General features: G+C 47.7%; 21 protein-coding genes. 11 read left to right on the plus strand and 10 right to left on the minus strand.

Going from position 1 to position 24031, the window contains the following annotated elements:
• Positions 1-15 precede the first annotated feature (15 nt).
• Both ACJMM9_RS15165 and ACJMM9_RS15170 read right to left on the minus strand, forming a co-directional pair.
• Complete coding sequence (locus ACJMM9_RS15165) at positions 16-1734, minus strand: ABC transporter ATP-binding protein (protein ID WP_405328782.1); 1719 nt, start codon at positions 1732-1734, stop codon at positions 16-18.
• A complete protein-coding gene (locus ACJMM9_RS15170; protein ID WP_405328784.1) occupies positions 1734-3488 on the minus strand; it encodes an ABC transporter ATP-binding protein in 1755 nt (584 codons plus the stop codon). The genes ACJMM9_RS15165 and ACJMM9_RS15170 overlap by 1 nt, the downstream gene beginning before the upstream one ends.
• Positions 3489-3742: 254 nt before the next feature.
• Between ACJMM9_RS15170 and ACJMM9_RS15175 the strand changes: the two genes are divergently transcribed.
• The 7 genes from ACJMM9_RS15175 (at position 3743) to ACJMM9_RS15205 (ending at position 10956) form a co-directional block, all read left to right on the plus strand.
• Positions 3743-4450, plus strand: a complete 708-nt coding sequence (locus ACJMM9_RS15175) for an energy transducer TonB (protein ID WP_173467467.1) — start codon at positions 3743-3745, stop codon at positions 4448-4450.
• Entirely contained in the window at positions 4450-5016 is a 567-nt protein-coding gene (locus tag ACJMM9_RS15180) for a MotA/TolQ/ExbB proton channel family protein (RefSeq protein WP_088640576.1), read from the plus strand. Before ACJMM9_RS15175 ends, ACJMM9_RS15180 begins: the two co-directional genes overlap by 1 nt.
• A complete protein-coding gene (locus ACJMM9_RS15185; RefSeq protein ID WP_014546408.1) occupies positions 5009-5401 on the plus strand; it encodes a biopolymer transporter ExbD in 393 nt (130 codons plus the stop codon). Before ACJMM9_RS15180 ends, ACJMM9_RS15185 begins: the two co-directional genes overlap by 8 nt.
• A 4-nt stretch (positions 5402-5405) precedes the next feature.
• The gene (locus ACJMM9_RS15190; protein ID WP_405328787.1) at positions 5406-7781 is read left to right on the plus strand and encodes an RND family transporter; all 2376 of its coding nucleotides are present in this window, start codon (positions 5406-5408) and stop codon (positions 7779-7781) included.
• 9 nt (positions 7782-7790) lie between these two features.
• Positions 7791-8564, plus strand: coding sequence for an outer membrane lipoprotein-sorting protein (locus tag ACJMM9_RS15195; protein ID WP_405328789.1), 774 nt, complete (start codon positions 7791-7793; stop codon positions 8562-8564).
• 104 nt (positions 8565-8668) lie between these two features.
• Positions 8669-9889, plus strand: a complete 1221-nt coding sequence (locus ACJMM9_RS15200) for a DUF1302 family protein (RefSeq protein WP_405328791.1) — start codon at positions 8669-8671, stop codon at positions 9887-9889.
• 275 nt (positions 9890-10164) lie between these two features.
• Positions 10165-10956, plus strand: coding sequence for a helix-turn-helix domain-containing protein (locus ACJMM9_RS15205; protein WP_405328794.1), 792 nt, complete (start codon positions 10165-10167; stop codon positions 10954-10956).
• Positions 10957-11011: 55 nt separating this feature from the next.
• Here the strand turns inward: ACJMM9_RS15205 and ACJMM9_RS15210 are convergent, their stop codons facing one another.
• From ACJMM9_RS15210 to ACJMM9_RS15225, 4 genes are read right to left on the minus strand one after another with little or no spacing between them, the layout of a single operon-like run.
• Positions 11012-12664 carry a diguanylate cyclase domain-containing protein gene (locus tag ACJMM9_RS15210; RefSeq protein WP_405328796.1) on the minus strand — a complete coding sequence of 551 codons (1653 nt, stop codon included), beginning with the start codon at positions 12662-12664 and terminating at the stop codon, positions 11012-11014.
• Between the two features lie 3 nt (positions 12665-12667).
• Positions 12668-14239 (minus strand): diguanylate cyclase domain-containing protein, encoded by a 1572-nt coding sequence (locus tag ACJMM9_RS15215; RefSeq protein WP_405328798.1) that lies wholly within the window; start codon positions 14237-14239, stop codon positions 12668-12670.
• A 1-nt stretch (position 14240) separates the two neighbouring features.
• Entirely contained in the window at positions 14241-14465 is a 225-nt protein-coding gene (locus tag ACJMM9_RS15220; protein ID WP_088640583.1) for a DUF167 domain-containing protein, read from the minus strand.
• A gap of 8 nt (positions 14466-14473) precedes the next feature.
• Positions 14474-14983 carry a DivIVA domain-containing protein gene (locus tag ACJMM9_RS15225; protein ID WP_405328801.1) on the minus strand — a complete coding sequence of 170 codons (510 nt, stop codon included), beginning with the start codon at positions 14981-14983 and terminating at the stop codon, positions 14474-14476.
• Positions 14984-15313: 330 nt separating this feature from the next.
• Between ACJMM9_RS15225 and rpmH the strand changes: the two genes are divergently transcribed.
• Genes rpmH through ACJMM9_RS15245 form a run of 4 tightly spaced genes read left to right on the plus strand, consistent with a single transcriptional unit; the run spans position 15314 to position 17928 of the window.
• Positions 15314-15469 (plus strand): 50S ribosomal protein L34, encoded by a 156-nt coding sequence (rpmH, locus tag ACJMM9_RS15230; protein WP_014546417.1) that lies wholly within the window; start codon positions 15314-15316, stop codon positions 15467-15469.
• A 38-nt stretch (positions 15470-15507) separates the two neighbouring features.
• On the plus strand, positions 15508-15846 hold the full coding sequence (locus ACJMM9_RS15235) for a ribonuclease P protein component (protein ID WP_405328876.1): 339 nt from the start codon (positions 15508-15510) through the stop codon (positions 15844-15846).
• Positions 15830-16081: a membrane protein insertion efficiency factor YidD gene (yidD, locus tag ACJMM9_RS15240; RefSeq protein ID WP_088630449.1), complete on the plus strand. Its 252-nt coding sequence runs from the start codon at positions 15830-15832 to the stop codon at positions 16079-16081. The genes ACJMM9_RS15235 and yidD overlap by 17 nt, the downstream gene beginning before the upstream one ends.
• Positions 16078-17928, plus strand: a complete 1851-nt coding sequence (locus ACJMM9_RS15245) for a YidC/Oxa1 family insertase periplasmic-domain containing protein (protein WP_405328805.1) — start codon at positions 16078-16080, stop codon at positions 17926-17928. The genes yidD and ACJMM9_RS15245 overlap by 4 nt, the downstream gene beginning before the upstream one ends.
• 222 nt (positions 17929-18150) lie before the next feature.
• Here the strand turns inward: ACJMM9_RS15245 and ACJMM9_RS15250 are convergent, their stop codons facing one another.
• The 4 genes from ACJMM9_RS15250 to ACJMM9_RS15265 all read right to left on the minus strand — a co-directional run bounded on the left by ACJMM9_RS15250 (position 18151) and on the right by ACJMM9_RS15265 (position 23973).
• Positions 18151-19347, minus strand: coding sequence for a glycoside hydrolase family 3 protein (locus ACJMM9_RS15250; RefSeq protein WP_405328808.1), 1197 nt, complete (start codon positions 19345-19347; stop codon positions 18151-18153).
• A gap of 128 nt (positions 19348-19475) precedes the next feature.
• Positions 19476-21569: a phosphoglycerate mutase family protein gene (locus ACJMM9_RS15255; RefSeq protein ID WP_405328811.1), complete on the minus strand. Its 2094-nt coding sequence runs from the start codon at positions 21567-21569 to the stop codon at positions 19476-19478.
• Positions 21570-21595: 26 nt separating this feature from the next.
• The gene (locus tag ACJMM9_RS15260) at positions 21596-22792 is read right to left on the minus strand and encodes a DNA cytosine methyltransferase (protein WP_405328814.1); all 1197 of its coding nucleotides are present in this window, start codon (positions 22790-22792) and stop codon (positions 21596-21598) included.
• The gene (locus ACJMM9_RS15265) at positions 22789-23973 is read right to left on the minus strand and encodes an HNH endonuclease (protein WP_405328817.1); all 1185 of its coding nucleotides are present in this window, start codon (positions 23971-23973) and stop codon (positions 22789-22791) included. The genes ACJMM9_RS15260 and ACJMM9_RS15265 overlap by 4 nt, the downstream gene beginning before the upstream one ends.
• Positions 23974-24031 lie beyond the last annotated feature (58 nt).

The following is a 24031-nucleotide window of genomic DNA, read 5'->3' on the forward strand; positions in this document are numbered from 1 at the left end:
TTTGCAATCCTTTGTTTAGGTAATGCTCCAGCCTGCCGAAGCTTCCCTGATATTCAAGAATTTCTTATAAACGCCTTCTACATTGCAGAGTTCTTCGTGCGTTCCGCGTTGTACGATGTGTCCGCGGTCGATGACGAGAATCTGGTCTGCATTCTTTACCGTGTTCAATCGATGGGCGATAGAGATAACCGTTTTCCCCTTGGTGAGTTCTCCGATAGCTCCCATCAATTCAGATTCGTTTTCTGGGTCCACAGAAGATGTCGCTTCGTCGAGAATGACGACAGGGGCGTCTTTCAGGAGGGCGCGAGCGATCGAGATGCGCTGCTTTTCGCCGCCGGAAAGGCTGCTGCCGTTTTCGCCGATGATGGTGTTGTAACCGTCAGGAAGCGCTTCTATGAACTCGTGGCAACGGGCGCGCTTTGCAACTTCTACGATTTGTTCGTGCGTAGCGCTTGGGCACCCGAAGCGGATATTGTTTTCGACGGTGTCGTTGAACAGGAAAACATTTTGGAACACCATCGAAAAGTGCGATAGCAATTCATCCGGAGCGTAATTCTTGATGTCCTTGCCGCCGAATGTGATTGATCCAGATTTTATATCCCAAAAACGGACAATCAGATTGCATAAAGTGGTCTTGCCGCTGCCGGAATAACCGACGATCGCGCATTTGGACTTTGCCGGGATCTTGGCGCTGACCTTGTCGAGAATCACGCGGGAATCGTAACCGAAAGTTACATCCTTGATTTCGATGTCGGTATTCTTTTCGCCAACATGCTCGGTTCCAGTGAGTCTTGGTACATTGTAAGTTTCGTCCATCTGATCCATGGATGTTTCTATCTGTTCCATCAGGAATGTTCCGTTAGCGAGCAGTTCCATTTGGCCGTAGACGACAAATGATGAAATGAGGAACATGATTCCGTACTTGAAGTCCATTGTTCCCTGCAATGTCATCCATGCCGATACAAGAACAATAATTCCGCTGAAAATTTCAAGAGTGCCTCTGAACAATCCGTGCGGAACGAGAATCCCTTTTTCCATGTTGATGCTCGTCTTTTCAAATTCGTCAAATGTCTCGTCGAGCTTGGCGGCGTTGCCGCGCCCGAAAGAACGGATGACTGCAATGCCTCGGATGTATTCAATGACGTTGTTTGTGACTTTTTCTACGGCATTATATCGCTTTAAGGATAATGCCGAAGATTTCTTTTGAATGAGCGATAAGAATAATGTGGAAAGCAAAATTCCGGAAATAGCGACCACTCCAATTCTCCAGTTGAAAATCATCAGGAAAATCGAAACACCGATACCTTGCAGGATTCCGCCGACAACGTTATCTACGGCCATCATCGTGAAGTTTTCGAGAGTCGCCATGTTTGTCGTAATCGTGTTGTTGATGCGACCGAGCGATTCCTTCGAGAAGTATCCCATCGGAGCGTTCTTCAGCTTGTCGCCAAGTTCAAGTCTCTTGTCCGTAAAGATGATGTACCCTGCGGCGGTCATGAATACGTTTGTCAAGAACTTAAGGATGATTTTACCGATGAGGCCTGCTGCTAAAATTTCAACGGTTTGCCAAATGATTTCCATCGAGAGATTGTCGATGTGCGCGAGCACCCAAAGGAATGCAAATACCGAGAAGCAGTTGAATACGGAATTCAGAATGCTACAGACAAGTCCCCAGTAAACGCGTCCCTTGTATTTGCCGGAAAGCTTGATAATTCTTCTCAAAGTTTTAAGCATTATGCCACCTCCTTATTGTCGGAACCCGCAATGTGGCGTTCCCACATGGATTTGTACAAATCGCATTTTTTCATCAGTTCGTCATGTGTGCCGCTATCGGCAAGTTCGCCTTTTTCAATGACCAGAATCTTTTCAGCGTTCTTGATGGTCGAAAGCCTGTGGGCGATGACGATAAGCACCTTATCGTGAATGAGCCTGGAAAGAGCCTTCTGGATTTCGGCTTCGTTTTCGGGGTCGGCGTAAGCGGTTGCTTCGTCCAGGATGATGACGTCTGCGTTTTTGAGAATTGCACGTGCAATCGTGATGCGCTGGCGTTCGCCTCCGGAGAGCCTGTTGCCGGCGTCACCCGCCTTTGTGTTGTAGCCGTCTTCAAGCGCACTGATGAACTCGTGGCAGCCGGCCGCCTTTGCGGCTTCGTAGACTTCTTCGTCGGTTGCTTCTGGGCGGCCCATGCGGATGTTTTCCATGATGGAAACATTGAACAGGTAATTGTCCTGTGCGACATAGCTGATTTTTTGCATCTGCTGCTTGAACGGAATTTTGGACAAGCTGACGCCACCGAGCAATATGTCGCCTTCACCCACATCCCAGAATCCGGCCATCAACTTGGCGATGGTGGATTTTCCGCTGCCAGAATGTCCGACGATTGCGGTGACGCCTTTTTCTGCGGTCTTGAACGATATCTTGTTCAAGACATTCTTTTCTTTATAGCCAAATGTTACGTTCTTGAATTCAAAAGAAGAACCGTTGAACTTTACGTTTTCGCTCGGACGGATTTGATCCTTTTCGTTCAAGAATTCACTGACCTGCTTAAATGCCTGGAACACAGAAGCGAACATTTCGGCGTAGTTCATCGATGCAAGAATCGGCCCGGAAATGCCCATGCTGAGCACGGCGCATGTCAAGAATGTTGCAAATTCGATTTTCCCGTTCATGAACAAGTAAGTGCCAAGAGGGAGCGTCACGAGCAATGTGGCAGAAAGCGTGTTCAAGCCTGCTGCGGAGAATAGCCAGCAGCTGCGCCACCATTCGAGCGTCGTATCGCGATAGTACTTGCAGGCGTTCGTAAACTTGCCAAAAGAAGAAGCGCTCTGGTTGAAAGCCTTGATGACTTCGATGCCGTTTACGTATTCCACGATGGCATCGTTCATGTCGGCGTTCGCCTTGAAGTAGCGAGCGGATTTTTCCTTATAGCCGATTAATTGCCCCATGGTGACCAGAAATCCCAAAGGAATGGTTGCGATAGCGCCGAGAGCCATACGCCAATCCATGACAAACAACACGATTATAATTGTCAAAGGAGTCACGATGTTTGCGGTCATTTCTGGCACCATGTGAGCAAAAGGTTTTTCGATGCGTTCTACCGTATCGACGACGAGCATCTTGTAAGAGCCGGACGCTTTGTCGAGCATGACACCCATCGGAATGCGTTCCATTTTTTCTGTAATCTTTGTACGTAATGCTTTTAAAATGGAAAATGCGGCTTCATGCGAGGTCATCGTCGAAAGCGTTGTCAAGAAAACCTTTATTGCATAAGCGACAATGGCGATAAAACTGTAAATCAATACATCATTGCTTGTTGCCGTCTTGTAATAAAAGGCTGAAAGCAGCTTCGCTGCGCAAAAATATGGAACGATACCGCAGAGTACGCCTAAGACGGCGTAAAAGGATGCTCTGAAGAGTTGAAATTTTTTATTTCCGGCAAATTGCCATAATAAAGTAAATGAATTATTTTGTTCTTTATCCTTAACCATGTTGGTGAAATTCCTGAAAAGATAGTTTAGGCTAACAAAATTTAGAACAAAGAACATTGTTTTAGAGAAAATTTCCTTGATTTAAGACGGATTGGATTTAAGCAAAACTCTTTGGATTATTGGCGAAATTCGACTTAAAACGCCATTTCTGTTAAAAATGTTACCCTAGTCTAATTGGAGCTTTTTTAATCCGTTTAGAGTAGAATGTGGAGGGGGTTCTAATTTATTTTTGTCCGTCCATTAGTGTGGTTTAAATGACTCAGAAACGAATTTATTCTGCTTTGTCTTTCAACAAGGCGTTCTATATAGGGCTTGCCGTTGCAATCCTTATCCATATCGCCACGCTTTTAAACCCTTATTTCAAAAAAGAAGAAATCTCGACACAACGCCCGGATTCTCCCGTCATGCATGCGGAAAAGGTCTATATAGCGCCTCCTCCGCCTCCTGAAGCGCCTCAGGTCGTAAAAAAGATTGTTCGCGCCAAGATCATCCCGAAGGTGGTCGAAAAACCGGTCGAAGAACAGCCTCCTGAACCAGAGCCAATCCCGGAACCAGTTGCAGAAACTGCCCCGGTCGCTGTTGCAGAACCTGTTGTCGAAGCGCCTCCTGCGCCCCCTGTGGTCAAGGAACCGCCCAAGCCTTCGGCAGATTCCGTGAAAATGGTGACCCGCACCTACTTGCGCTCGCTCAAAAAGCAACTGGAACAGATCAAGGATTACCCTGCAACGGCCAAGCGCCTAAAGCAGGAAGGCACGGTGCGTGTGCGCTTTACCATCCTCGCTGATGGTAAGATTGAACAGATTGAGGTCTCGGAATCGAGCCGCTATTCTTCCTTGGACAACAGCGCCTTAGATGCTGTGGCGAAAATGGAAAAGTTTCAACCTATTCCAAAACTTTTAGAAAAAGAACGCTGGCGGATAGAAATCCCGATCCAGTACAAACTTAATGCAGGGAGATCGTAATGAACTTCATTCTCGACTTTGTCAAACAGGGCGGTTACATCGGCTACATCCTGGTTGCGCTGAACTTTATCGGTTACGCTATCATTATCTGGAAGGTGATTTCGCTAATTGTCTTTAACAAGACTGTTCAGCCTCGCTTGACGGACAAAGTTATCCATCGTGTGGTGACATGCAATACCGACCACCATATCATTACGGAAAGTATCCGCACCGAAATTGGCCTTGCGTTCTCTCCGCTCACGAAGGGCCTTACGACGGTCGAAAACATTGCATCTATTTCTCCAATGCTTGGCCTCCTTGGTACGGTGGTGGGCATTTTCAACGCTTTCACGGTGATAGCGGCCTCGGGCCTTGATGATCCATCCGCTTTTGCGACGGGCATTAAGTTTGCTCTCGTGACAACGGTCCTTGGGCTTGTGGTCGCTATCCCGCACGTGATTGCGTTCAACTACCTGAACGCCCGCATGGAGCAGGAACAGGACGAAGTCGAAAATCAGGTGCTTTTGCACTTGGGCAAGACTTTGCAGGAACGTGACGCTAGAAGAACGGAGTCTCGCAATGGCTAAAAGACGTCGTCGCATATCGCTGGACATGACGCCGCTTATTGACTGCGTATTTTTGCTGCTCGTCTTCTTCTTGGTGACTTCAGTCTTTAAGCAGGATAAATCTGTCCTCAAGCTTTTATTGCCCGAGACTTCGAGCGAAGTCAAGCAGGAAGTTTCTGAAGGATTCTTTATAGAACTTTCCGAAACGGAAATCGCCATCAACGGTGAATTGGCGACAGTTGAAATTTTGAAGAACAAGAGCGCTGCCGTGCAGAACAAGAAAGCGCCGGTGGCCTTGAAAATCGACAAGAAGACTCCTTACGAAAAAGTCGCAGAAGTCTTGGATGTTCTCCAGATGGAAAAGATTTACAACATACAATTCGTCAATGAATTAAAAAAGGAGTGAGAAGATGTCACGGATTCGAATAAACATCGAAAAGGTGAATGAAAAATTTGAAAACTTCGCAAGGTTCCTGATTTCGCATAGGGCCTTGCTTCTAGTTTCATTTATTGCGTTGCTTGCGATTTCAATCGTAGGCATGAAAAAGATTTACGTCGAAGCCTCATGGGATAGCTACTTTATCGAAGGCGACCCGATGCTTGTTGAAACAGACAAGTTCAAGGAAACTTTCGGCAATGACTATTTCGTGGGCGTGATGGTTGAAACGGAACAGTCCGTTTTGACGCCGGAAAACCTGAAGCTCTTGCGCGAACTTTCGAACGAATTGCGCGATAGCCTCTCGTATTCTGACGGTAAGGCCACATCGATTGTCGATCTGGAATACATGCTCGGCACGGACGAAGGCATGGAAATCGTGCAAATCGTGCCGGAAGAAATCCCGACAGATGCAGCGGGCCTTGCCGAAATTGAAAAGCGCCTCGCCGCAAAGCCGGAACTTGCTAAAAAGCTCGTCTCTAAGGACCGCAAGCAGGCCTTCATTAACATTAAGCTCCGTCCGTTCCCGGAAGATTCCGTCTGGAAGGCCGAAGGCGAGGCTGAAGGCAAAAAGGCCGAAGCTCCCGACATGAAGACGGGCCGCGAAACTTCTGAAATTATCGCCAAGGAAAAGTACGCTCCGCTGCACCCTCTTGCAACGGGTATGCCTTACTTGAGCCATCAGAAACTCAAGTACATTGGCGAAGAAATGAGCCGCATTTTCCTCATTACGATTCTTTGCTCCATCATCGTGATGTTCCTCGTGACGCGTTCGCTTCGCGGAATCGTTTCTCCGTTGATTACCACGTTCGCGGGCGTTATCATGACTTTTGGCTTGGTGGGCTATCTTGGACTTTACATGGATGCGACCAACATCATGGTGCCTGTCATCTTGGCGTTTGCCGTCTCCATTGCGTATAACATTCACATCCATTCTTTCTTCCGCAAGAATATGATGCTCACGGGCAAGCGCAAGGAATCTGTGCTCTATGCCATGAAAGAAACCGGCTGGTCAGTGCTGTTCTCGGGACTCACAACGATTGTGGCACTTCTGTCGTTCCTGTCGGTTATGCTTAAGCCTATCCGCTCCGTGGGCATTCTTTCTTCTATCGCTGTTGGCTTCATTCTCCTTGTGGCTCTTACAGTTTCGCCGATTCTCCTGAGCTTTGGCAAGGACAAAGAACCGAATGCCAAGGTGCTCGAAAAGGGTGATACGCGTATGGGCCTCATCCTCAATAATCTCGGCCAGTTTGTTCTTACTCACGGAAAGCCGATTGCAATCATCTTTGCTGTGATTACCGCAATTTCGATTTATGGCGTCACCAAGATGGAACCCGCTTTTGACGTGGAACGCACGATGGGCCGCAAGGTCGAATATGTGAACAAGATGCTCTACGTTGCCGAATCTGAAATCGGTAGCTTCTACTCTTATGACTTGGTGATTGACTTTGGTGCAAACGACAAGGTCAAGGAAGTCGAAAATCTCAAGAAGTTGGATCAGTTGCAGGATCATGCTCAGAAGTATCCGCTGACAAAGCGCTCCACTTCCATTCTCGACATCTTGAAGGATTTGGACCGCACATTGAATGAAAACCGTCAGGAAATGTACGCTATCCCGGAAACAGAAGAACAGGTGGCTCAGCTCTTGCTCCTGTACGAAAACGCTGGCGGTTCCGAAGCGAGCTACTGGATGGATTACGATTACAAGAAGCTCCGCTTGATGGTTGAAATCTCTAGCTACAACTCCAACGAACTCCAGAAGGAAATCGAGGACTTGCAGAATTTCGCTCATGAACTTTATCCGGATGCGAAGGTGACGGCAGTGGGTAACTTGCCGCAGTTTACCGCCATGCAGCAGTATTTGGAAGTGGGCCAGATGACGTCCTTCCTCATCTCTGTCGTGATTGTGGCTGTACTCTTGATGATCGTCTTTGGCAGTGTCCGCACGGGCCTCATTGGTATGATTCCGAACATTGCTCCGGGTATTTTCGTGGGCGGCTATCTCGGCTTCAGCAACATCCCGCTCGACATGATGACGGCAACGCTTATCCCGATGATCATTGGTCTTTCCGTGGACGATACGATCCACTTCATCAACCATGGCCATGTGGAATTTGACCGCAGCAAGGATTACACCGATTCCATTCTCAAGGTGTTCCGCGCCGCAGGCCCTGCTCTTGTGATGACGACGATTATCATGGTGGCGACATTTGCAGGCTTTACGACTTCGCAGGCCACGCAGATGTTCAACTTTGGCTTTGTGGTGTTTGTGGGCCTTGTCTCGGCATTGCTTGCCGACCTGTTCGTGACACCGCTTTTAATCAAGAAGTTTAAAATTTTCGGAAAATAGGAGGATCTTATGAAAATTTCAAAAATTGCTGCGACGCTCGTTGTCGCTCTCAGTACAATGTCCATGGCTCAGACGAATGCCCGTGACATTATGATCAAGGTCAAGAACCGCCCGGATGGCGATACGCGTTCTTCTTCGATGGAAATGAAGCTCGTGAACAAGAGCGGTAATACCCGCGTCCGCAAGATTACTTCTTATGCAATGGATGTCGGCGAAGATACCAAGACCATCATGTTCTTCCTGTACCCCAACGACGTGAAGGGCACGGGATTCTTGACCGTGAACTACGACGATGTCAACAAGGAAGATGACAAGTGGCTTTATCTGCCGGCTTTGAAGAAGACTCGCCGCATCAGCGGAAAGAGTTCCAAGACCGATTACTTCATGGGTTCCGACTTCACCTACGATGATATTGGCAAGCGCAATGTCGATGAAGATACGCACAAGCTCTTGCGCGAAGAATCTGCCAACGGCTTTGACTACTATGTTGTCGAATCGACTCCCAAGAAGGATGGCGAAATCTTCTCCAAGAAGCTCGTCTGGGTCCGCAAGGATTGCGATGTCGTTGAAAAGGTTGAATTCTATGACAAGCTCGGTAAGCTCCACCGCCAGATGGTCTCTTCGGACATCAAGAAGGTCGATGGTTTCTGGACGGTCGGCAAGATGGAAATGAAGAATGTCCAGACCGGGCACTCCACGGAACTCCTCTTCCTCGATCCGAAATACAACATCCAGCTCGATTCCAAGATTTTCTCTGTGAACAAGCTTGAACGCGGGTTGTAATTAGTAAGGAGTGACAGTAGGCAGTAAGCAGGAAAAATCCGTTTGAACTGTCTCGCGTTGTCATGCCCGCCTTGCGCGGGCATCTCCCTTTAAGGAGGATTAAAATGTTTAAAAAATTAAGTTTCGCGCTGTTGTCCGCGGCATTTGCCTTATCTGCTTATGCGCAGGATGAACTTTCGCTTCAGCTGAATGGCTTTGTGGATACGTACCATGCGCTCCAGCTCAGCAGTCCGTACAAGATCATGTCTTCACGGACGCGTCTCCGTCTTGAAATGCGGGCGAATTACGGCGAGGCTTCACTCTTTTCGAGCGTAAATCTTGCTTATAATGGCATCATTGACGAACAGACTGGTGCGTTCCTTCGCGAGGCGTATCTTGACTACGCCGGCAAATACCTTGAAGTCAAGGCGGGCCGTCAAATTATCACGTGGGGCGTTGCCGATGGGCTGCGCATTACGGACTTGATCTCGCCCATGGACTACACGGAATTCATGGCAAACGATTACGACGATATTCGTGTGCCCGTGAATGCGATCAACCTCAAGTATCCTGGCGAAAGCTTCTCCGCTGAACTCGTCTTTGTGCCTGTTCCGGAGTATTTCGTGATGCCTTCGGGTGAGGATAATCCGTGGACGATGCCTTTGCCGCCCAATGCAAGTATGGACTTGAGCGGGACTCCTGAAAAGCATATAAAAAACAGCGAGGTCGGTACACGCTTGCGATTCTTCCTTGAAAATCTGGATTTCTCGCTTACGGCGCTGCGTACGTTCAACAAGTCCCCTGTGACGATTACGGAATACGACCCGAAGGCGGGTTCCGTTTTGATCAAGGGGCTGTATAAGCCGATGTACGTTCTCGGTGGCGATTTCTCGATACCCGTGGGTGAATTCGTCGTTCGTGGTGAAATGGCCGGATATTTCGGTGAACCGATCGCTTTGAATGATTCCCGTAGATACCGATTGCGTAAGACTTTTAACGCGTTGCTTGGATTGGACTGGTATGCCGGTGATAACTGGACATTCATGGTGCAGTACATGCATAAAGTTATTATGGATTATCGCAGGGAATTGGGCATGGAACAGAACACGTCCATGGTTACAGCTCGAGTGTCCAAGGAACTGCTGAATAATACGCTTAAGCTCTCGGTCTATGGAATGTATGATGTCGATAATGTGAGTTTTTACATTCGTCCTGCCGCTGATTACCTGCTGAATGACCAAATTACGGTCTCATTGGGTTCTGATATTCTTGGTGGCCGTCGTGGAACATTCAAAACTTACAATAAAAACACACAAATATGGGTAAAAGGTAAGTATTTCTTCTAATAGCGTCTCTTGCCGTTTTAGATAAAATTGCTTAAATTTTAGGCTGGTCTAAGTTAGTTTAAACTAATAAAATTGGTTTTAACTAAAATACTTGGTCAAGCCTAATTTTTTTTTGAGAGAGGATTATGATAAAGCCCGTACCCGATAAGAATCTGATTCAAATCCAGAATACAGATTTCTTTTCCCATTATATGCTGCAAAATAAAACCGGGACGGGGCATCTTCTAACGTATAACGTTTTGCCTGGTCTACAAGTTTTTTACAGCAATTTTCACTTGAAGGAATTTACTTTCAACTTCGAAAACCAAGGCAAGAACTTAATTGTGCTCCACTGCCATAACGGCAGTTCGGAATGGCTAAATTCAGAATCCATGCCAAAATCCATGGAAGAGAACGGCCTTGTCTTGCTAGACAGTATGCCTGCAAGTAAGACGTTCAAGTTCCCGGTGCATTGCTACCATGGCATTGCCGTCGTGTTCTCGATGGAACGCTGCCAGTGTGAACTCATGAACATGTTCAAGGCGGTCGGTGTGGATTTTGCAGCTCTTATTGAAAAAATCCAGCCGCTCACGCTCCCGTTGAAGCTCCCGTCAAGCGAGCACGTGAGCCACATTTTCTCGGAGCTTTACAGGCTCCCCAAAAACATCCGCTTGCCGTATTTTAAAATCAAGGTGCTCGAACTGATTCTTTTCTTGAGCCGTCTCGATTCCGAAGCCAAGTACGAAACTGCGGCGCAGATTCCGAGTGTGTACAAAGACAAAATGGAACTCCTGCGAGAAATCCTCCGCGAAAATGTCGAGGAGCATTTGACGCTCGAACAGCTCTCCAAGCAAATCGAGATGAGTCCGACGCAAATGAAGAAATATTTCAAGCTGGCGTATGGCGACTCCATATATTCGTACCTCAAGACGTACCGCATGAAAAAAGCCACCCAGCTCTTGCTGGAAGGAAAATTCAATGTTGCGGAAGTGGCAAGCCGTGTGGGCTATACAAATTCCAGCAAGTTTGCGCAGGCGTTCAAGGAATACACCGGCTGCTCGCCTAAGGAATACAAGAACAGGACTTGATTCGCGGCGAATCCCGCTTGCGGCGAGTCTCGTCGGCATTTCGCGCGTATTTCGTTTAAGCGTCGCTTTTATCCGAATGCCCTTCGTTTGCCGCATGTCTTGCTTCGTGCATTTGTTCATCGCGGCTGAGCGGCCTGTGTTCTGCAATCTTGATCGCCCGCTTGTTCTTGTACATGTCGCTGTCGGCCTTGTTGAACGTGTCTGCAATCGTCGTTGCTTTTGCGTATGCGGCAATCCCGATCCCGCATGCAATCGAAATCTGTTTCCACGGGAAAGAGGCTTTCTTGGTCAAGTCCATGCTTTCCTTGAACTGCTTTAAAAGATCGTGATGGTTGTCCAAGTCTTCGTCAAGAAGGATGACTAAAAATTCATCGCCGCCGATTCTAAAGACGGGGCTGTGCGCAAAAATCTGGCAAATCAGCTTGCAAGAATTTATGAGGTAAGCGTTCCCGTTTTCGTGGCCGTAGGTGTCGTTGATTTCCTTGAGGTTGTTCGTGTCAAGAATGGCGATGCCGTAGGATTTTACTTCGCCGTTTTCAATGCGGTTTTCAAGTTCTTCGATGTAGTTGTCGTATGCCATCTTGTTGCGTACGCCTGTGAGCGAATCTTGGAAGGCAAGCCCCTGCATCTGTTTCATGTGCTGGCTGATGTGGAATTTTGCAGCGGCAAAGCTTTTGGCGAGTTCGCCAATTTCATCGTTTTGCTTGATGTTGAATTCCGCATTCATGTCGCCAGTGATCATTTTCTTTGCTTCCGTGGTGAGCTTCTTGAGCGGCTTTGTGATGCTTCGTGCAAAGAATATCGTGACGGCGGTCGTAAATGACAGTAAAATTAGAATGAAAATGATACTTTGTTTAAGATGCTTGTTCCTTTCTGCGTTAATCTCGAGAATGGGCGCTACGGTGACGAGCGTCATGCCGTTGTTTAGTGGAACGGAAATCTTGACCTGGTCATCTTCGGGCTTGAATGTGAGACCGTTGGGGAGTGTCGGGTGGTAGACGACTAAGCCTTCGGAATCTTCCAGAAATGCAAAACCGCTCCTCATGAAGTGTACTTGTGAAAGCTGCTTCGTTAAAAGTTCAAAGTCAATATCGACTCCTGCAACGCCGATTTCCTTGTTGTCGACAAACATTGGAATGACGTAGGAAATGATGTATGAATTGAAATTTTTGTTGTAGTAAGGCGGCAACCAGACCGGGTTCCCGCTCATGATGGGCCTGTAGTACCACCCGACATGTTCCATGTCAGATGGGCTGTATTGCTTGACGTTGGTGATCGTGTGCTGCTTGAATATGCTTTCTGGAGTATCTCTGACGAGTAGAACGCCCTTGTTTGCGCGTGTGATTTCAGGATTGAATATTACATAGACGCTTTTTGTGTCTGTGAGGTTGTAGATGGTTGAACTGAGGCGTTCTTTGATACCTTCGTTGTTCTTGATAAAACTACTTGAATCCGTCAAAAATGTAGAATCTTCATTTATCTGAGAGTAAATGCCGGCGGCTACAGCCATTGTGTATTTTTCGTGCGATTCGAATAAATGGTTTAGCTTTGCGGCTTCATGATCGGCTTGGTCCTTCATGTATTGCATGGAGTTCCGCTGGGTAGTTCTGCTGATGAACAGTGTGCTGAGAACTCCAAGAGAAAGAGTGCCGATGAGCGTACTCGATAATGAAAGGATTAAAATTTTTGACTGGATTGAAAGTCTCATATTTTACTCGATTTCTTTTCGATCTTTCAGCATGTCGTTCTCTGCAATGACGAGCTGCTCGGACAATGAAGAGCTTTGGGCGTCTTTGCAAATGGACGTGCCTATAGATAACATTACCTGTTCCCACGGATTTTCTGCGGAGGCCGTTTTCTGTGCGCCTTCTTTTAGCTTTTTCTGTAGGCTTTCGTGATCGTTTAAGTCGTTGTTCATGAGGATGATGACGAATTCATCGTCATTGACTCTGAATACGGGGCTATGGTCAAAGGTGTTGCAGATGAGCTTGCTTGCTGTTTGCAAAAGTGTAATTGCTTTTGAATTGCCGAATTTGTTCCTGATCTTGAAAAGATTGTCGATGCTTGTGACGAGAACTCCGTAGGATCCGATTTCGCCAGAGGATACTTTTATGTTGAATTCGTTGATGTAGTGGTCAAGGGAATTCCTGTTGCGCACGTTTGTGATGGGGTCTCTGAATGCGAGACCCTTGATTTCTCCCATCGTCTCGGCGAGGCGTATTTTGGCATTGACGAAGCTCTTTGCGAGATCTCCGATTTCGTCGTTTCGCTTGATGTTTAATTTGATGCCCATTTTCCCGTCGATGAGACGGTTGGCGTAGTCGGTTAAAAGCTTGATCGATTTGGTGAGCGTACTTGCGAAAATGGACGATGCGAAAATGAAGGCGACCAGAATCAGCATCGTGATGAGGATGAGATTCTTGATGAGGTTGTCACGGTTTGCGGAAATAGACGTCTTGGGAATGACGAAGGTCAAGTCCATTCCGTTTGCAAGCCTGTTATGGATGATAAGGCTGTTGTCGGGAGGTGTAAACTGATGGCCTTTGGGAATGCTTGGGTGGAAAAGGATGTTGCCGAATCTGTCTGCAAGAAAGGCATAATCGTTGTCGAAAATCCGGATGGCCGCAATTTCACGAGTCAGGTAATCGAAGTCGATATCCACGCCGACAACGCCAATTTCCTTGTCGAACTTGAAAATCGGTATGACGTACGAAATCATGTATATGCCGATGTTCTTGTTCAAGTAAGGCTTCATCCACATCGGCCTTTTGGTCCTGATGGGCATGTAGTACCAGCCGACGTGCTCGGCGTCGTCCGGACTGTATTTCGAGAAATCTGTGGGTTCTGTAAATCTGAGTTCATGGTCTGTTGCGGTCATTGCCATGAAGACGCCCGAAGTCGGCGGCGCAAGCTTCGGGTTGAAACGCAAGTAGGCGGATACGGCTTTTTCGGTGTTCCCTATTGTAAGGCGGATCAGCTCACGGCTTTTTTCGGTAAAATCAGCAAGTAGTTTTTCGTCAGTCAGTTGCTCGATGCTGTCTAGCATGCCGGTGATGGCAATGTTTAATGTATTGACGTATTGCTCGACGCTTTTTAGTCTGTTGTTGAGCTTGATGGTCTCAATGCTTGTTAGACTATGCAGGTTTTTTTCTGTGCCTTCGTAAACAACTTTATCTGTAGTGTGCAGACAAAGTCCTCCGAAAGCAAGCGTACATATTATTAAACCGGCGATGGCAAGCCCAAGGATTTTTGTCTGAATGGTTGCTCTTAACTGACGTTTCATCTTATATCCCCAATATTTCGATGACTTTTTTGTTATTTGTTGATCCCATAACAACCGAAACGTCTCGCTTGTGAACGTGGAAGTGCTTTGCTACGAGCTCGCAAATGGCTTCGTTTGCGGCTCCATCGACCGGCGGCGCCTTGACTTCGACTTTGAAGCTCCCGTCGGGCTGTTGCGTTATGCTTTCACGTTTGCTGCGTGCATGTACTTTGATGTTTATTCTCATGACATGCGCTAGGTGAGGGCTATGCCGTCGTTTTGCGATGCGGCGGGTGCCTCGAAATCTCTTTGCTGGTCGTTTTCCATGGCGGAAAGCAGCTCGTCCTGGCTGTGGATGAGCGCACGGCAGCGGATGAAATAGTTTGTACGGAGCTGGCGGAGCTGCTCGATTTCTGTGCGCAGGTTTTCACTTTCGCGCTTGATGCTTTCGACTTCACGCATGGCGCGGGCCTTTGCCTCGGCGACGATAATCTCGGCTTCTTTTTCTGCGGATGCCTTGACTTCGTTAATCGTGCGCTGCATTGTGACAACGGCGTCCTGGATCGTCTTTTCGATTTGGCGGTAGTAGTTCACGCGTTCTTCGGCGACTTTCAGACGCTCGGTCAAGTTCGTGCGGTCGCGGAACATGTTTTCGAACGCTGTTGCCGTGGTCTCCAGAAAAGCCTTTACTTCTTCTGGATCGTATCCGTTAAGTGTTTTCTTGTGAAAAGTCTGGTTTCTGATATCAAGCGGAGTAAGTTCCATAAAATCCTGCTTTTACGCTATTGTCTATGATGTAATTAAAAGATATAAAAGGAATTGTGTGTTGTTGGCTGTTAGTCGTTAGTTATTAGTCAATAGTTGCTAGTTGTTAGTTGTTCTGCTACTGACTAATGACCATTGATCACTAACCACCCCTTAAAAATATCTGTTTACATCTTGTGAATACATTGTGTTTTTACTGAATGCTTTCTGTTTGAGTCTCGTTAGGGGTGAAAAAATACCCTTTACGGCGCTGGTAACCCCTTGATAAATACCTACTTTTTACTAAATTTGAGTCTCAAAAAATTCTGTTTTCATAGAAAGGTTTTTATCATGAAAAGAACATTCCAGCCTCACAATCGTAAGCGCGTTAACAAGCACGGTTTTATGGCCCGTATGGAAGACCGTTGGGGTCGTGCTGTCTTGAGCCGTCGCCGTGCTAAGGGCCGTAAGGTCCTCACCGTCAGCGACGAAATCTATAAGAAGTAAGTCGGGGCTGGCTTATAGCCACTCTGCGTTCTTATCGGCTGCCCAATCAGCCCGCTTACCGGCAAGTAGCCGTCCAAGGAAAGTTCCTCCGCGCGCCTGCTTTTAGCATGCGATGGATTGAAGCTCCGGACGGTTTTTGTCGTTTCTGCTTCTTAGCCAAGAAGAAGAACGGAAATGCCGTGTATCGCAATAAGTGCCGTAGGATCCTACGTCCACTATTTTATGGTATTGTCCCGAATATCAAAAAGCCCGTCTGGGCGATGATTGTCGTGAGTGACAATTCCAAGGAAATGTCTTCTGAACGTTTCCGCGAATCCGCCCAGAAAATTTTCCACAAGATGGAATGGGACAAGCAACCGGATGTGGCAGAAGCTTAAAAATGCTCTGGTGGCGGCTTTAATTGCCCCCATCCGTCTATACCAACTGGTGCACCCCTATTTTTTCCATGGGGTCTGTAGATTCCAACCTACGTGTTCAAACTACGCAATTGAAGCTTTACGCCTCCACGGGCCCATCAAAGGTTTCTATCTTGCGGTTTTTAGAGTCTTAAGATGCAACCCCTTCTGCAAGGGCGGCTATGACCCGGTTCCGCCCCCTAAGGATAAAAAATGAACAAGAATACACTCATTGGTTCCATCCTTATCGCGGTTATCGTGATTTGGTGGATGGCTGTCAATAACGCAAATGCCGAGGCGCAGGCTGCAGCTCGTGCCGCACAGGCAAAGGCAAAAACCGAAAAGCAGGTCGCTCAGGATTCTGCAAAGTCGCTCGTGATCCCGAGCAAGACGCCTGAAATCAAGGCTGCACCGGTTTTGGGCAATTCGGAATTAGGAAGTCAGAATTCGGAATTGGATTCCGCAAAGGCTGCTACCGCTCCGAAGGCTGAAATTGCAGAACGTTCCGTGACGGTCGAAACCGACAAGTTCATCATGACCCTCACTAACAAGGGTGCTAAGGTCAAGAGCGTCATCGTGAAGGCTCTCCCGGACTCTACCGGCAAGTTCCCGGAACTCATCCAGGATACGACGCTCGGTGCCTTTGACTTGAAGCTCGACAACGCAGACTTGAGCGAAGCGATGTTCGAACTCGGCAACACGCCTGCAAAGATTGTCGTGACCGACAGTGCAAAGGTCCAGTTCGCGTTCCAGGATGCAAACGGCAACCAGGTCATCCGTTCCTACGGCTTCACCAAGGAAGGTCCGGCAGTCCGTCAGGAAAACAAGTTTGTCGGCTTCCAGCCGAATGCCTATGAACTCGCATGGAAGGGCGGCCTCAAGGAAACTGAAGATATTCCGAAGTCCAAGGGCTTCATGGGCATCGGCGGTGGTGGCACCTACTACTTCAGCGAAGTCGTCTTTAACGACCGCTATTCTGTGGAACGCGAAATGCCTCGTGAACAGACTTCTTTCAATGCAACTGAAGGCAAGGTCATCTGGGCAGGTCTTCGCCGCAAGTACGTCGCTATGACGGTCCAGTTCGACGAAGCTGTTCCGGCTGTGCTCAAGACAAAGCCGATGAAGGTCGAAGATAGCGAAGTCGATCCGGGTACGTACAAGCTTACAATTGCCGACGATTTCCGTGGCGCCCAGTCCCTCAGCTACGACTTGATGATTCTCCCGCTCAAGTGGGATGAACTCTCTGCTCTCGACAAGGACTATGAAAAGATTATCGTAAGTGGCTGGAGCTGGTGCGGTGCTGACGTCTGGTTCGTCTGGATTTGCAAGATGCTCCTCAAGCTTTTGAACCTCTTCTACAGCGTCATTCCGAATTACGGTATTGCCATTATCCTCGTGACGCTCATCGTTCGCGGTATCACGACTCCGTTCACCGTGAAGCAGATCAAGTCTACGCGTGGCATGGCCGCTCTCAAGCCGCAGCTCGATGAAATCAACGTGAAGTACCGTACCGACCCGCAGAAGAAGCAGGCCGCTATGATGGAACTCTACAGCAAGAACAACATCAACCCGCTTGCAAGCTGCACGGGTGGCTGCCTCCCGATGCTCATTCAGATGCCAATTTTCATGGGCCTCTTCTTTGTGCTTGGCCGTGCTATCGAACTCCGTGGCGCTCCGGCATTCCTCTGGATTTCTGACCTCAGCCGCAGTGACGTTGTCTGGAGCGGAATCAGCATTCCTATCATCATGCCGTCTGGCCTTGCCATCCTCCCGTGGCTCATGGTTGCAACGACCTACTTCCAGACCAAGGTGACGATGAGTTCTAACGCTGGTATGGACCCGGCACAGCAGAAGATGATGGTGTGGATGATGCCTGCCATGATGCTCTTGTTCAGCGCCGTGATGCCGTCTGGTCTCGTGCTCTACTGGATTATCGGTAACATCTGGAGCATTGCTCAGTACAAGTACATCTACAGCAAGTTCCCGCCGGTCAATGGTGGCAAGCCCGCTGCTTCTTCCAAGCTCAAGGGCAAGAACGTCAAGGACGCTGAAATCGTGAAGTAGTTGAAAATGCGCGGGCACTCCCGCGCATTTGTCTTAATAGACATTTCGCGTATGTGTCAAAGCAAAAAAGAAGCCGCATCCACGGCTTCTTTTTGTATTGAATGTCATTCCCACTGTGCGAAGTCATCCTCGAAGCCTGTCATTCTCGACCGAAGGGAGGGAAACCATAATTTCTCGTATAACCATTGCGTAGGGGATCCATTATTTCTCAAGAATCGTTTATTATTTCTTTTTCTTGAGCTTCAAGATTCGCTTGACGCTTTCGTCAATCCGCGATTCCTTGATTTCACCTTTTTCGACTGCTTTGACAACGGCGTCAAAAACCTGTGTAAATTCTCTCGAACAAAGGACCACATCGACGCCTGCCTGAATCGACTTTATAGCAGCTTCGGTATTGCTGAACTGCTTGGTGATGGCGCCCATGTCCATCGCGTCGGTCACGATAACACCGTCAAAACCGAGTTCGTCGCGGAGCTTGTCTTGCAGGATCACCGAAGAAAGCGTTGCTGGCAAATCGTTGCCAGAAACTTTCGGGGCCGCAATGTGTGCGGTCATAATCATCTGGGCGCCTGCTTTGATGCCTGCCTTGAACGGGATCATTTCGCATTTGAGCATCTCGTCCCAGGTCTTGTTTGTCGAGGCGTAGCCATAATGCGTATCCGTGCTCACGTCGCCATGTCCCGGGAAGTGCTTGAGTGTCCCGATGACGCCTGCGGATTCTAGACCGTTCAGGTAGCTTACTACAAATTTCGCAGCCGTTTCCGGGTCATCCGAAAATGCGCGCGGACCAATCACGATGTTGTCTGGATTCGTGTTCACGTCGGCAACTGGTGCATAGTCAATGTCGAATCCGTATTTCTTGACATAGCTCCCGATGGTGAACGCGGCTTCGTAAGCGTCTTCCGGATTGCCGGATTTTGCGATGGCAGCCATGCTCTCGTATTTTGGCACATTGAAATTTTCGTTGTTTGCAATGCGCGCCACGCGACCGCCTTCTTCGTCAATCGCGAGGAGCGGTGAACCGTTCAGTTCCTTAATTTCGGCAATGAATTTCCCAAGCTGCTTTTCGTCTACAATGTTGTGCGCGTAAAGGATCATGCCGCCGATAGGGTAGTCCTTGTTGACGGCTTGCATGGTCTTGTTGACTTCTTGAAGCTTGTAATCGGGAAGTTCCGCGTATTCGTTCCAGTGGATGCTCGTGTCCAGCGCTTCGGGCCGCACAAAGAACATCTGCCCGACCTTTTCTCGGATGGACATTTTCTGGATCGCGGAATCTTCAGACGAAGGCCCGCTCGAAGAATTGTCGTCGCTGCAACCTCCAAGCATCATAGATAAACATAATACAGCTGTTATTCCTATCGTTTTTTTCGACAGGCTAGAATCCCTGAAGTTGCAGGACGACATATTCTCGATATCCATAAAACTCCCCTCTGGATAAAGCTTAAAGTCCATTTGTAAGGTCTAATATATATACGTTTTTGTACAAAAGTAAACTTTTCGTATCATTTTAGACGGAAATGTCGTAATTTAATAGGGAAATAGATAAATTACATCGTTCCTGATTCAAGGCCCTTGACAGGAACGTAACGCACGGAACCGTCAGCGGAGATGATCATCGCAACGCCCGAAAGGTAGTTGACCCAGCGCCATTTCTCGTAGTAGCGCACGTTTGCGTGTCCGTTGGTGGTGTAGGCGAGGAGTGGCACGACCAGATAATCGTGTGTGCACATGACGCTTATGCGTTTCATGGCCGGGAGGCTTGCGAGAATGTTTTTCTTGAGGAGTTCTTCGCTGCGGGTTTCCAAGTCGTAGAAAGCGTCTTCGTAGGCGCCTGTAAAACCGTACTTAGAAAATACGACCCAGCCGCCTTCTGCGTTGATATAGTTGTCGGCGATAGTCTCGTCCTTGATATACCAGGCTCCGTCCATGTAGGGGAGGACATTGAGCGTGTAGTCTGCTTGGCCCTTGCCGATGGCGATTTCTTCGCAGGTTTCCTGTGTGCGCGTGTAGCCCGAATAGCCGTAGTAAAAATCTTCCTTGGCAACGGCGGCAAGGCGCTTGCCCAGATCGCGGGCGTACGTTTTTCCGTTGCTGGTCAAGTGGCCCTTCGGCCCCGTGTCATCGGTGCGTTCGCTGTGGCGGATGATGAAGACTGCTTTTTCGCTTGGCTTGAGGCTTGCGTAGACTTCGGCAATGTCCGTAAATCCGTCGGCTTCTTGCGGGGTGGCGATGCGCCATGCGTTTGTGGCTGTCTCGAAGATGTAATAGCTGTCGTGGTTCACGCGACCTTCACGGACTTCCTTGTCGTATTCGCCGGGGCCGAACCCTGCCGTGTCTTTTTCGATGGGCTGTGCAATGCGCCATTCCTTGGTATTAGCATCGCAGATGAATCGGACTCTGGAATGGTCGGCGTGTTCGTAATCGTTTGCGAAAAGGGCACTTTGGCCTTGATTGACGTACGTGACCTGGCCTGCGTTTGCGTCAGTGCATGGCCCGAATCCGTAAGCGATGGGAATGAACGCGCGCATGTAGCGCTCGAAATTCGGGATGTTCATGCCCCATGATGAAACGTTATTGCGGATGTCGTTGTATTTCCAGAGCGTGTCGAGACCGACGACCCAGTCGGCGATTTTGATTTTCCAGTTTGGGTCGTTCCAAATGCCATCGCCCTTGAGGTCTTCGGCGAGATTGTTTGCGAGGTTCATCATGTCATTCTCGCTGCGATCGCCTTGAATCATGGCGGAGATGGCTAGAAGTGCTGCACTGTATTCGCTGTTGCCGAACATGTCCAGATCTTCGGCGACGGGTCTTTCGGTGCGCCCGTCGGTGAAGTATGGCTGCGAATAAAGTTGAACGGTGTCGATGCCGAATGCGGCAAACGCTTCGCGCTCCGCCTGTGCCTTGGCTTCGGCAAAATCGATGTGGTTCATCGTGAGCTGCTCGATGCGCGGGATGGTGATATGCGTGAGAATGTTCACGTTCGCGTGTTCGGGCGAGCATGTCTTTGCGGCAAGCGTAATGGGGCTGCTGGAAACTTTGCCTGTCACTTCATTGCGGTAAAATCCAGTCGCCCTGATTTTCACGCAGTTGGCATTCGAATGGACTTCGTTGAATGTATAGCGCCCGTCATTGGTGAGAATGCAGCCCTCTGCTTTTTGGTAAGTCTCGTTGTTGAATTCCTTGCTTGCTTCGGTGACCGTGACGCTTGTTCCAAAGACGAACGGACCTTTTTGCGCAATGCCGGAGATTGGCGAAACGAATCCTTCGATAAAGACCGTGTCTGGACTACCGACAATTGAACCGTTTGGCAGTGACGGAACTTTGTCAACGGCATGCAGGAACCCGTCGCTGCATGTGATGCTAAAATCTGTAGTGTCTGCTGCACTGCGCCAAGAGCCTTTCACGCAAAGGTGCGGCAAATTGTCGCTCTGTACAAAGAACGCACGACCTTCGCGGCTCTCGTCGCAATCGGGCAAGTTCGCTACGCTCGGAACCATCAAGGTATCGAAAAGAGAAATAGGATGGTTCGGGTCGGAGTCGTCATGGGGGGTAACGTGGTTCCCGTCAGAACCGCAGCCCGTCATCAATGACGAAGCTCCAAGAGCAGCAAAAACAATCGCTGTTAAACCAAATTTCTTCATTCCATACCTGCTTTGATGAGCTGTTTTTATTCTTGGTGGAAAACGGCTTTTATGGCACACGCTAATTTATATGCTAATAAAGGCGGTACAGCGTTCCCTACCTGGGTAAATTGGCGAGCATTTGCTCCTGTAAATTCATAGCTGTCTGGGAATGTTTGCAGACGGGCACATTCTCTTACGGATAAAGTCCTTGGATGGAACGGGTGCAAATGAGAACGACCGCCGCCTTTTGTTCCGCCCGCAATTACGGTTTTAGAAGGCTCTCTTGGGTCTAACCTGTCAACACGTCCCAATTTATCTCGCTGGCCGTAGCTCAGAAGCATATATCGCTTGATGGATTCTGCGGTGTGCTCTCTTGTGATATGGCTTGTTGCCGATTTCAAATCGCGCATAAAGACCGGGCCGCAAGGCGTCTGCTTTTCTGCCGGCTCGGGGAGGATAACTGCGTTTTCTGTACGTGAACCAATCACGATAAATCGTTTTCTTTTTTGGGGAACTCCGTAATACGAGGCGTCAAAGATCCGGGGGCCTGCTATTTTATATCCGAGCTTTTTTAAATCGTCCAGCGCCTTTTTTATTTTGCCTGTAGAATCGCATTCCAAAATACCTTCCACATTTTCGATCAAAAAAGCTTTGGGCTTGAATTTTTTGATGAACCAGATATAATCAAAAATCAGCATTCCCTTTTCTTCGTCTTCAAAGCCTTTTCTCTTGAAATTTTCACCGTTTTTGTTGAACCTTTGGTTTGCGGCAATGCTAAACGACTGGCATGGAGGCCCTCCGTGAAAAACGCCCTCGAAATTTTCGTTTACGCCATTTTCAGCAAGAATCTTTGCCAGTTCTTCTCTTTTGCTGATATCGCCGCTGTAATTGGGCGGACCGATCACAATTTTTGAAGGGTCGTTTTTTCTCAGGGTATTGCAAAATGTTTCGTTGAATTCAATGGAAATTTTCGTCTGTATTCCTGCGTAGCTAAAACCGATATCTAAGCCGCCCGCTCCAGAAAAGAAACTGACCGCAGGTATATTGTCCTGCGCTTTGGGAATGTCATCCAGACATTCTATTTTCTCTAAACATTCTTTGGGGATATTGTCGTCTTGCTTGTAAGACAAATCATCATAAGTAAGTTCCTGATCATTTAGCAACTCAGAAAAATCGAGATGTTGCTCGATAGATTTGTTTAGAAGATTTTCTTGTTTATCAATCGTTAGTTTCTTTTTCATGCGTTCTTTATTGCGGATAATGCAGATGAAAATATTTCTTTAGCTTCTTCTTTTGTACTGAAATCAGATTTGTTATGTTCTTTTAACCAGTTCCGGTAATAGATATGAATGGCCTTATGGCAGGATGGACACAATCCTACGACATCGTCTAGGGATGTTCCGCTAGTTGAAATTTTTATCGTAGATGCCAAAGGTAGCAAATGATGAATCTCTAGCATGTAGTCTGTCCACGGATAAACCCCTTTCATGTCTCTTTGACATAATTTGCATTTGGCTTCAGGGTTTTTGTCTCTATAATATTTCCGCAACAAGGAGCTTCTTTCTATTCTGAAGTGCTCGACCTTCTTCCGATCTCCTTCGATGAATTCTAGGTCCAAAGGCGTTTCTGCAAATGCTTCAATTTCTGGTGTAACAGATTTTGAGTCCAAGCGAGTCATTTGCATAAACTCATCTAGCGCGTCGTTTGCAGGGCTTCGTTTTTCGGGGACCAATACCGTATGGAGCAGGTTATTCTTGGTGGACTCGGGTAATGGTTCGAGATATAAATAATTGTTAAAATACTTTAGAATGCTTAGCTGACAAAAAAATTTAAGCATTTCTCTAACTTGTCTAAGATCTTCGACGCGTTTTTTTGGAGTGAGTTTTTTGTAAAAGTCTAAATCTTCTTTACCTGTACATTTATTTGCAACAATATATCTGGCTACATCGTCAGGAGATATTTTTGACTCAAGACCAAGTTCTTGCCGTGCTATAAGAAATTTTAGAATGGCACAAAACGGATATATTATTGTATCGTTGGGATTATAGCCTTTAAAAGCAGGGAACGGAAATCTGAATTTTGGAATGTATCTCAAAAAATAGTCATCTACATTTTTGATCAGCCCGTTATCGGATGCCAAATCCCTACAGAAATCGGTGATGAGAAGAGTGTTCTTTTTGCGACCCTTGGCTGGGAATGTTGCAAGAAAAGTACACTGGAAAACACGCTTGTAATTTCGTTTGATAGGATAGTCTTTTCTGCTGGGCGCAAAAGGCTTCCCGGTATTGGCCTTTATAATTTGTCTAAACTTGTCTTCAATGGGGCCTAAATCACGATTGCCGAATTTTACGAGAACCTTTGCGATTTCCCGTAATGTATCAAATTGAAAGTATTCTAGTCTGCCCTGGTCCCAACGCCACATAATGTACCTTTATCTCTTTCATAAGATAAAAAAATCAGGTGTCGCTAGACTGACATTT

It is taken from the genome of Fibrobacter sp. (assembly GCF_045112255.1).
Lineage (GTDB): Bacteria > Fibrobacterota > Fibrobacteria > Fibrobacterales > Fibrobacteraceae > Fibrobacter.

Coding starts and splice junctions, on each gene's coding strand:
- ACJMM9_RS15260 (WP_405328814.1), bottom strand. CDS start 22,792: ATGAAAAAGAAACTAACGATTGATAAACAAGAAAATCTTCTAAACAAA.
- ACJMM9_RS15210 (WP_405328796.1), bottom strand. CDS start 12,664: ATGAGACTTTCAATCCAGTCAAAAATTTTAATCCTTTCATTATCGAGT.
- ACJMM9_RS15190 (WP_405328787.1), top strand. CDS start 5,406: ATGTCACGGATTCGAATAAACATCGAAAAGGTGAATGAAAAATTTGAA.
- ACJMM9_RS15200 (WP_405328791.1), top strand. CDS start 8,669: ATGTTTAAAAAATTAAGTTTCGCGCTGTTGTCCGCGGCATTTGCCTTA.
- ACJMM9_RS15220 (WP_088640583.1), bottom strand. CDS start 14,465: ATGAGAATAAACATCAAAGTACATGCACGCAGCAAACGTGAAAGCATA.
- ACJMM9_RS15185 (WP_014546408.1), top strand. CDS start 5,009: ATGGCTAAAAGACGTCGTCGCATATCGCTGGACATGACGCCGCTTATT.
- ACJMM9_RS15255 (WP_405328811.1), bottom strand. CDS start 21,569: ATGAAGAAATTTGGTTTAACAGCGATTGTTTTTGCTGCTCTTGGAGCT.
- ACJMM9_RS15245 (WP_405328805.1), top strand. CDS start 16,078: ATGAACAAGAATACACTCATTGGTTCCATCCTTATCGCGGTTATCGTG.
- ACJMM9_RS15195 (WP_405328789.1), top strand. CDS start 7,791: ATGAAAATTTCAAAAATTGCTGCGACGCTCGTTGTCGCTCTCAGTACA.
- ACJMM9_RS15250 (WP_405328808.1), bottom strand. CDS start 19,347: ATGGATATCGAGAATATGTCGTCCTGCAACTTCAGGGATTCTAGCCTG.
- ACJMM9_RS15265 (WP_405328817.1), bottom strand. CDS start 23,973: ATGTGGCGTTGGGACCAGGGCAGACTAGAATACTTTCAATTTGATACA.
- ACJMM9_RS15180 (WP_088640576.1), top strand. CDS start 4,450: ATGAACTTCATTCTCGACTTTGTCAAACAGGGCGGTTACATCGGCTAC.
- ACJMM9_RS15225 (WP_405328801.1), bottom strand. CDS start 14,983: ATGGAACTTACTCCGCTTGATATCAGAAACCAGACTTTTCACAAGAAA.
- rpmH (WP_014546417.1), top strand. CDS start 15,314: ATGAAAAGAACATTCCAGCCTCACAATCGTAAGCGCGTTAACAAGCAC.
- ACJMM9_RS15165 (WP_405328782.1), bottom strand. CDS start 1,734: ATGCTTAAAACTTTGAGAAGAATTATCAAGCTTTCCGGCAAATACAAG.
- ACJMM9_RS15215 (WP_405328798.1), bottom strand. CDS start 14,239: ATGAAACGTCAGTTAAGAGCAACCATTCAGACAAAAATCCTTGGGCTT.
- yidD (WP_088630449.1), top strand. CDS start 15,830: ATGTGGCAGAAGCTTAAAAATGCTCTGGTGGCGGCTTTAATTGCCCCC.
- ACJMM9_RS15175 (WP_173467467.1), top strand. CDS start 3,743: ATGACTCAGAAACGAATTTATTCTGCTTTGTCTTTCAACAAGGCGTTC.
- ACJMM9_RS15170 (WP_405328784.1), bottom strand. CDS start 3,488: ATGGTTAAGGATAAAGAACAAAATAATTCATTTACTTTATTATGGCAA.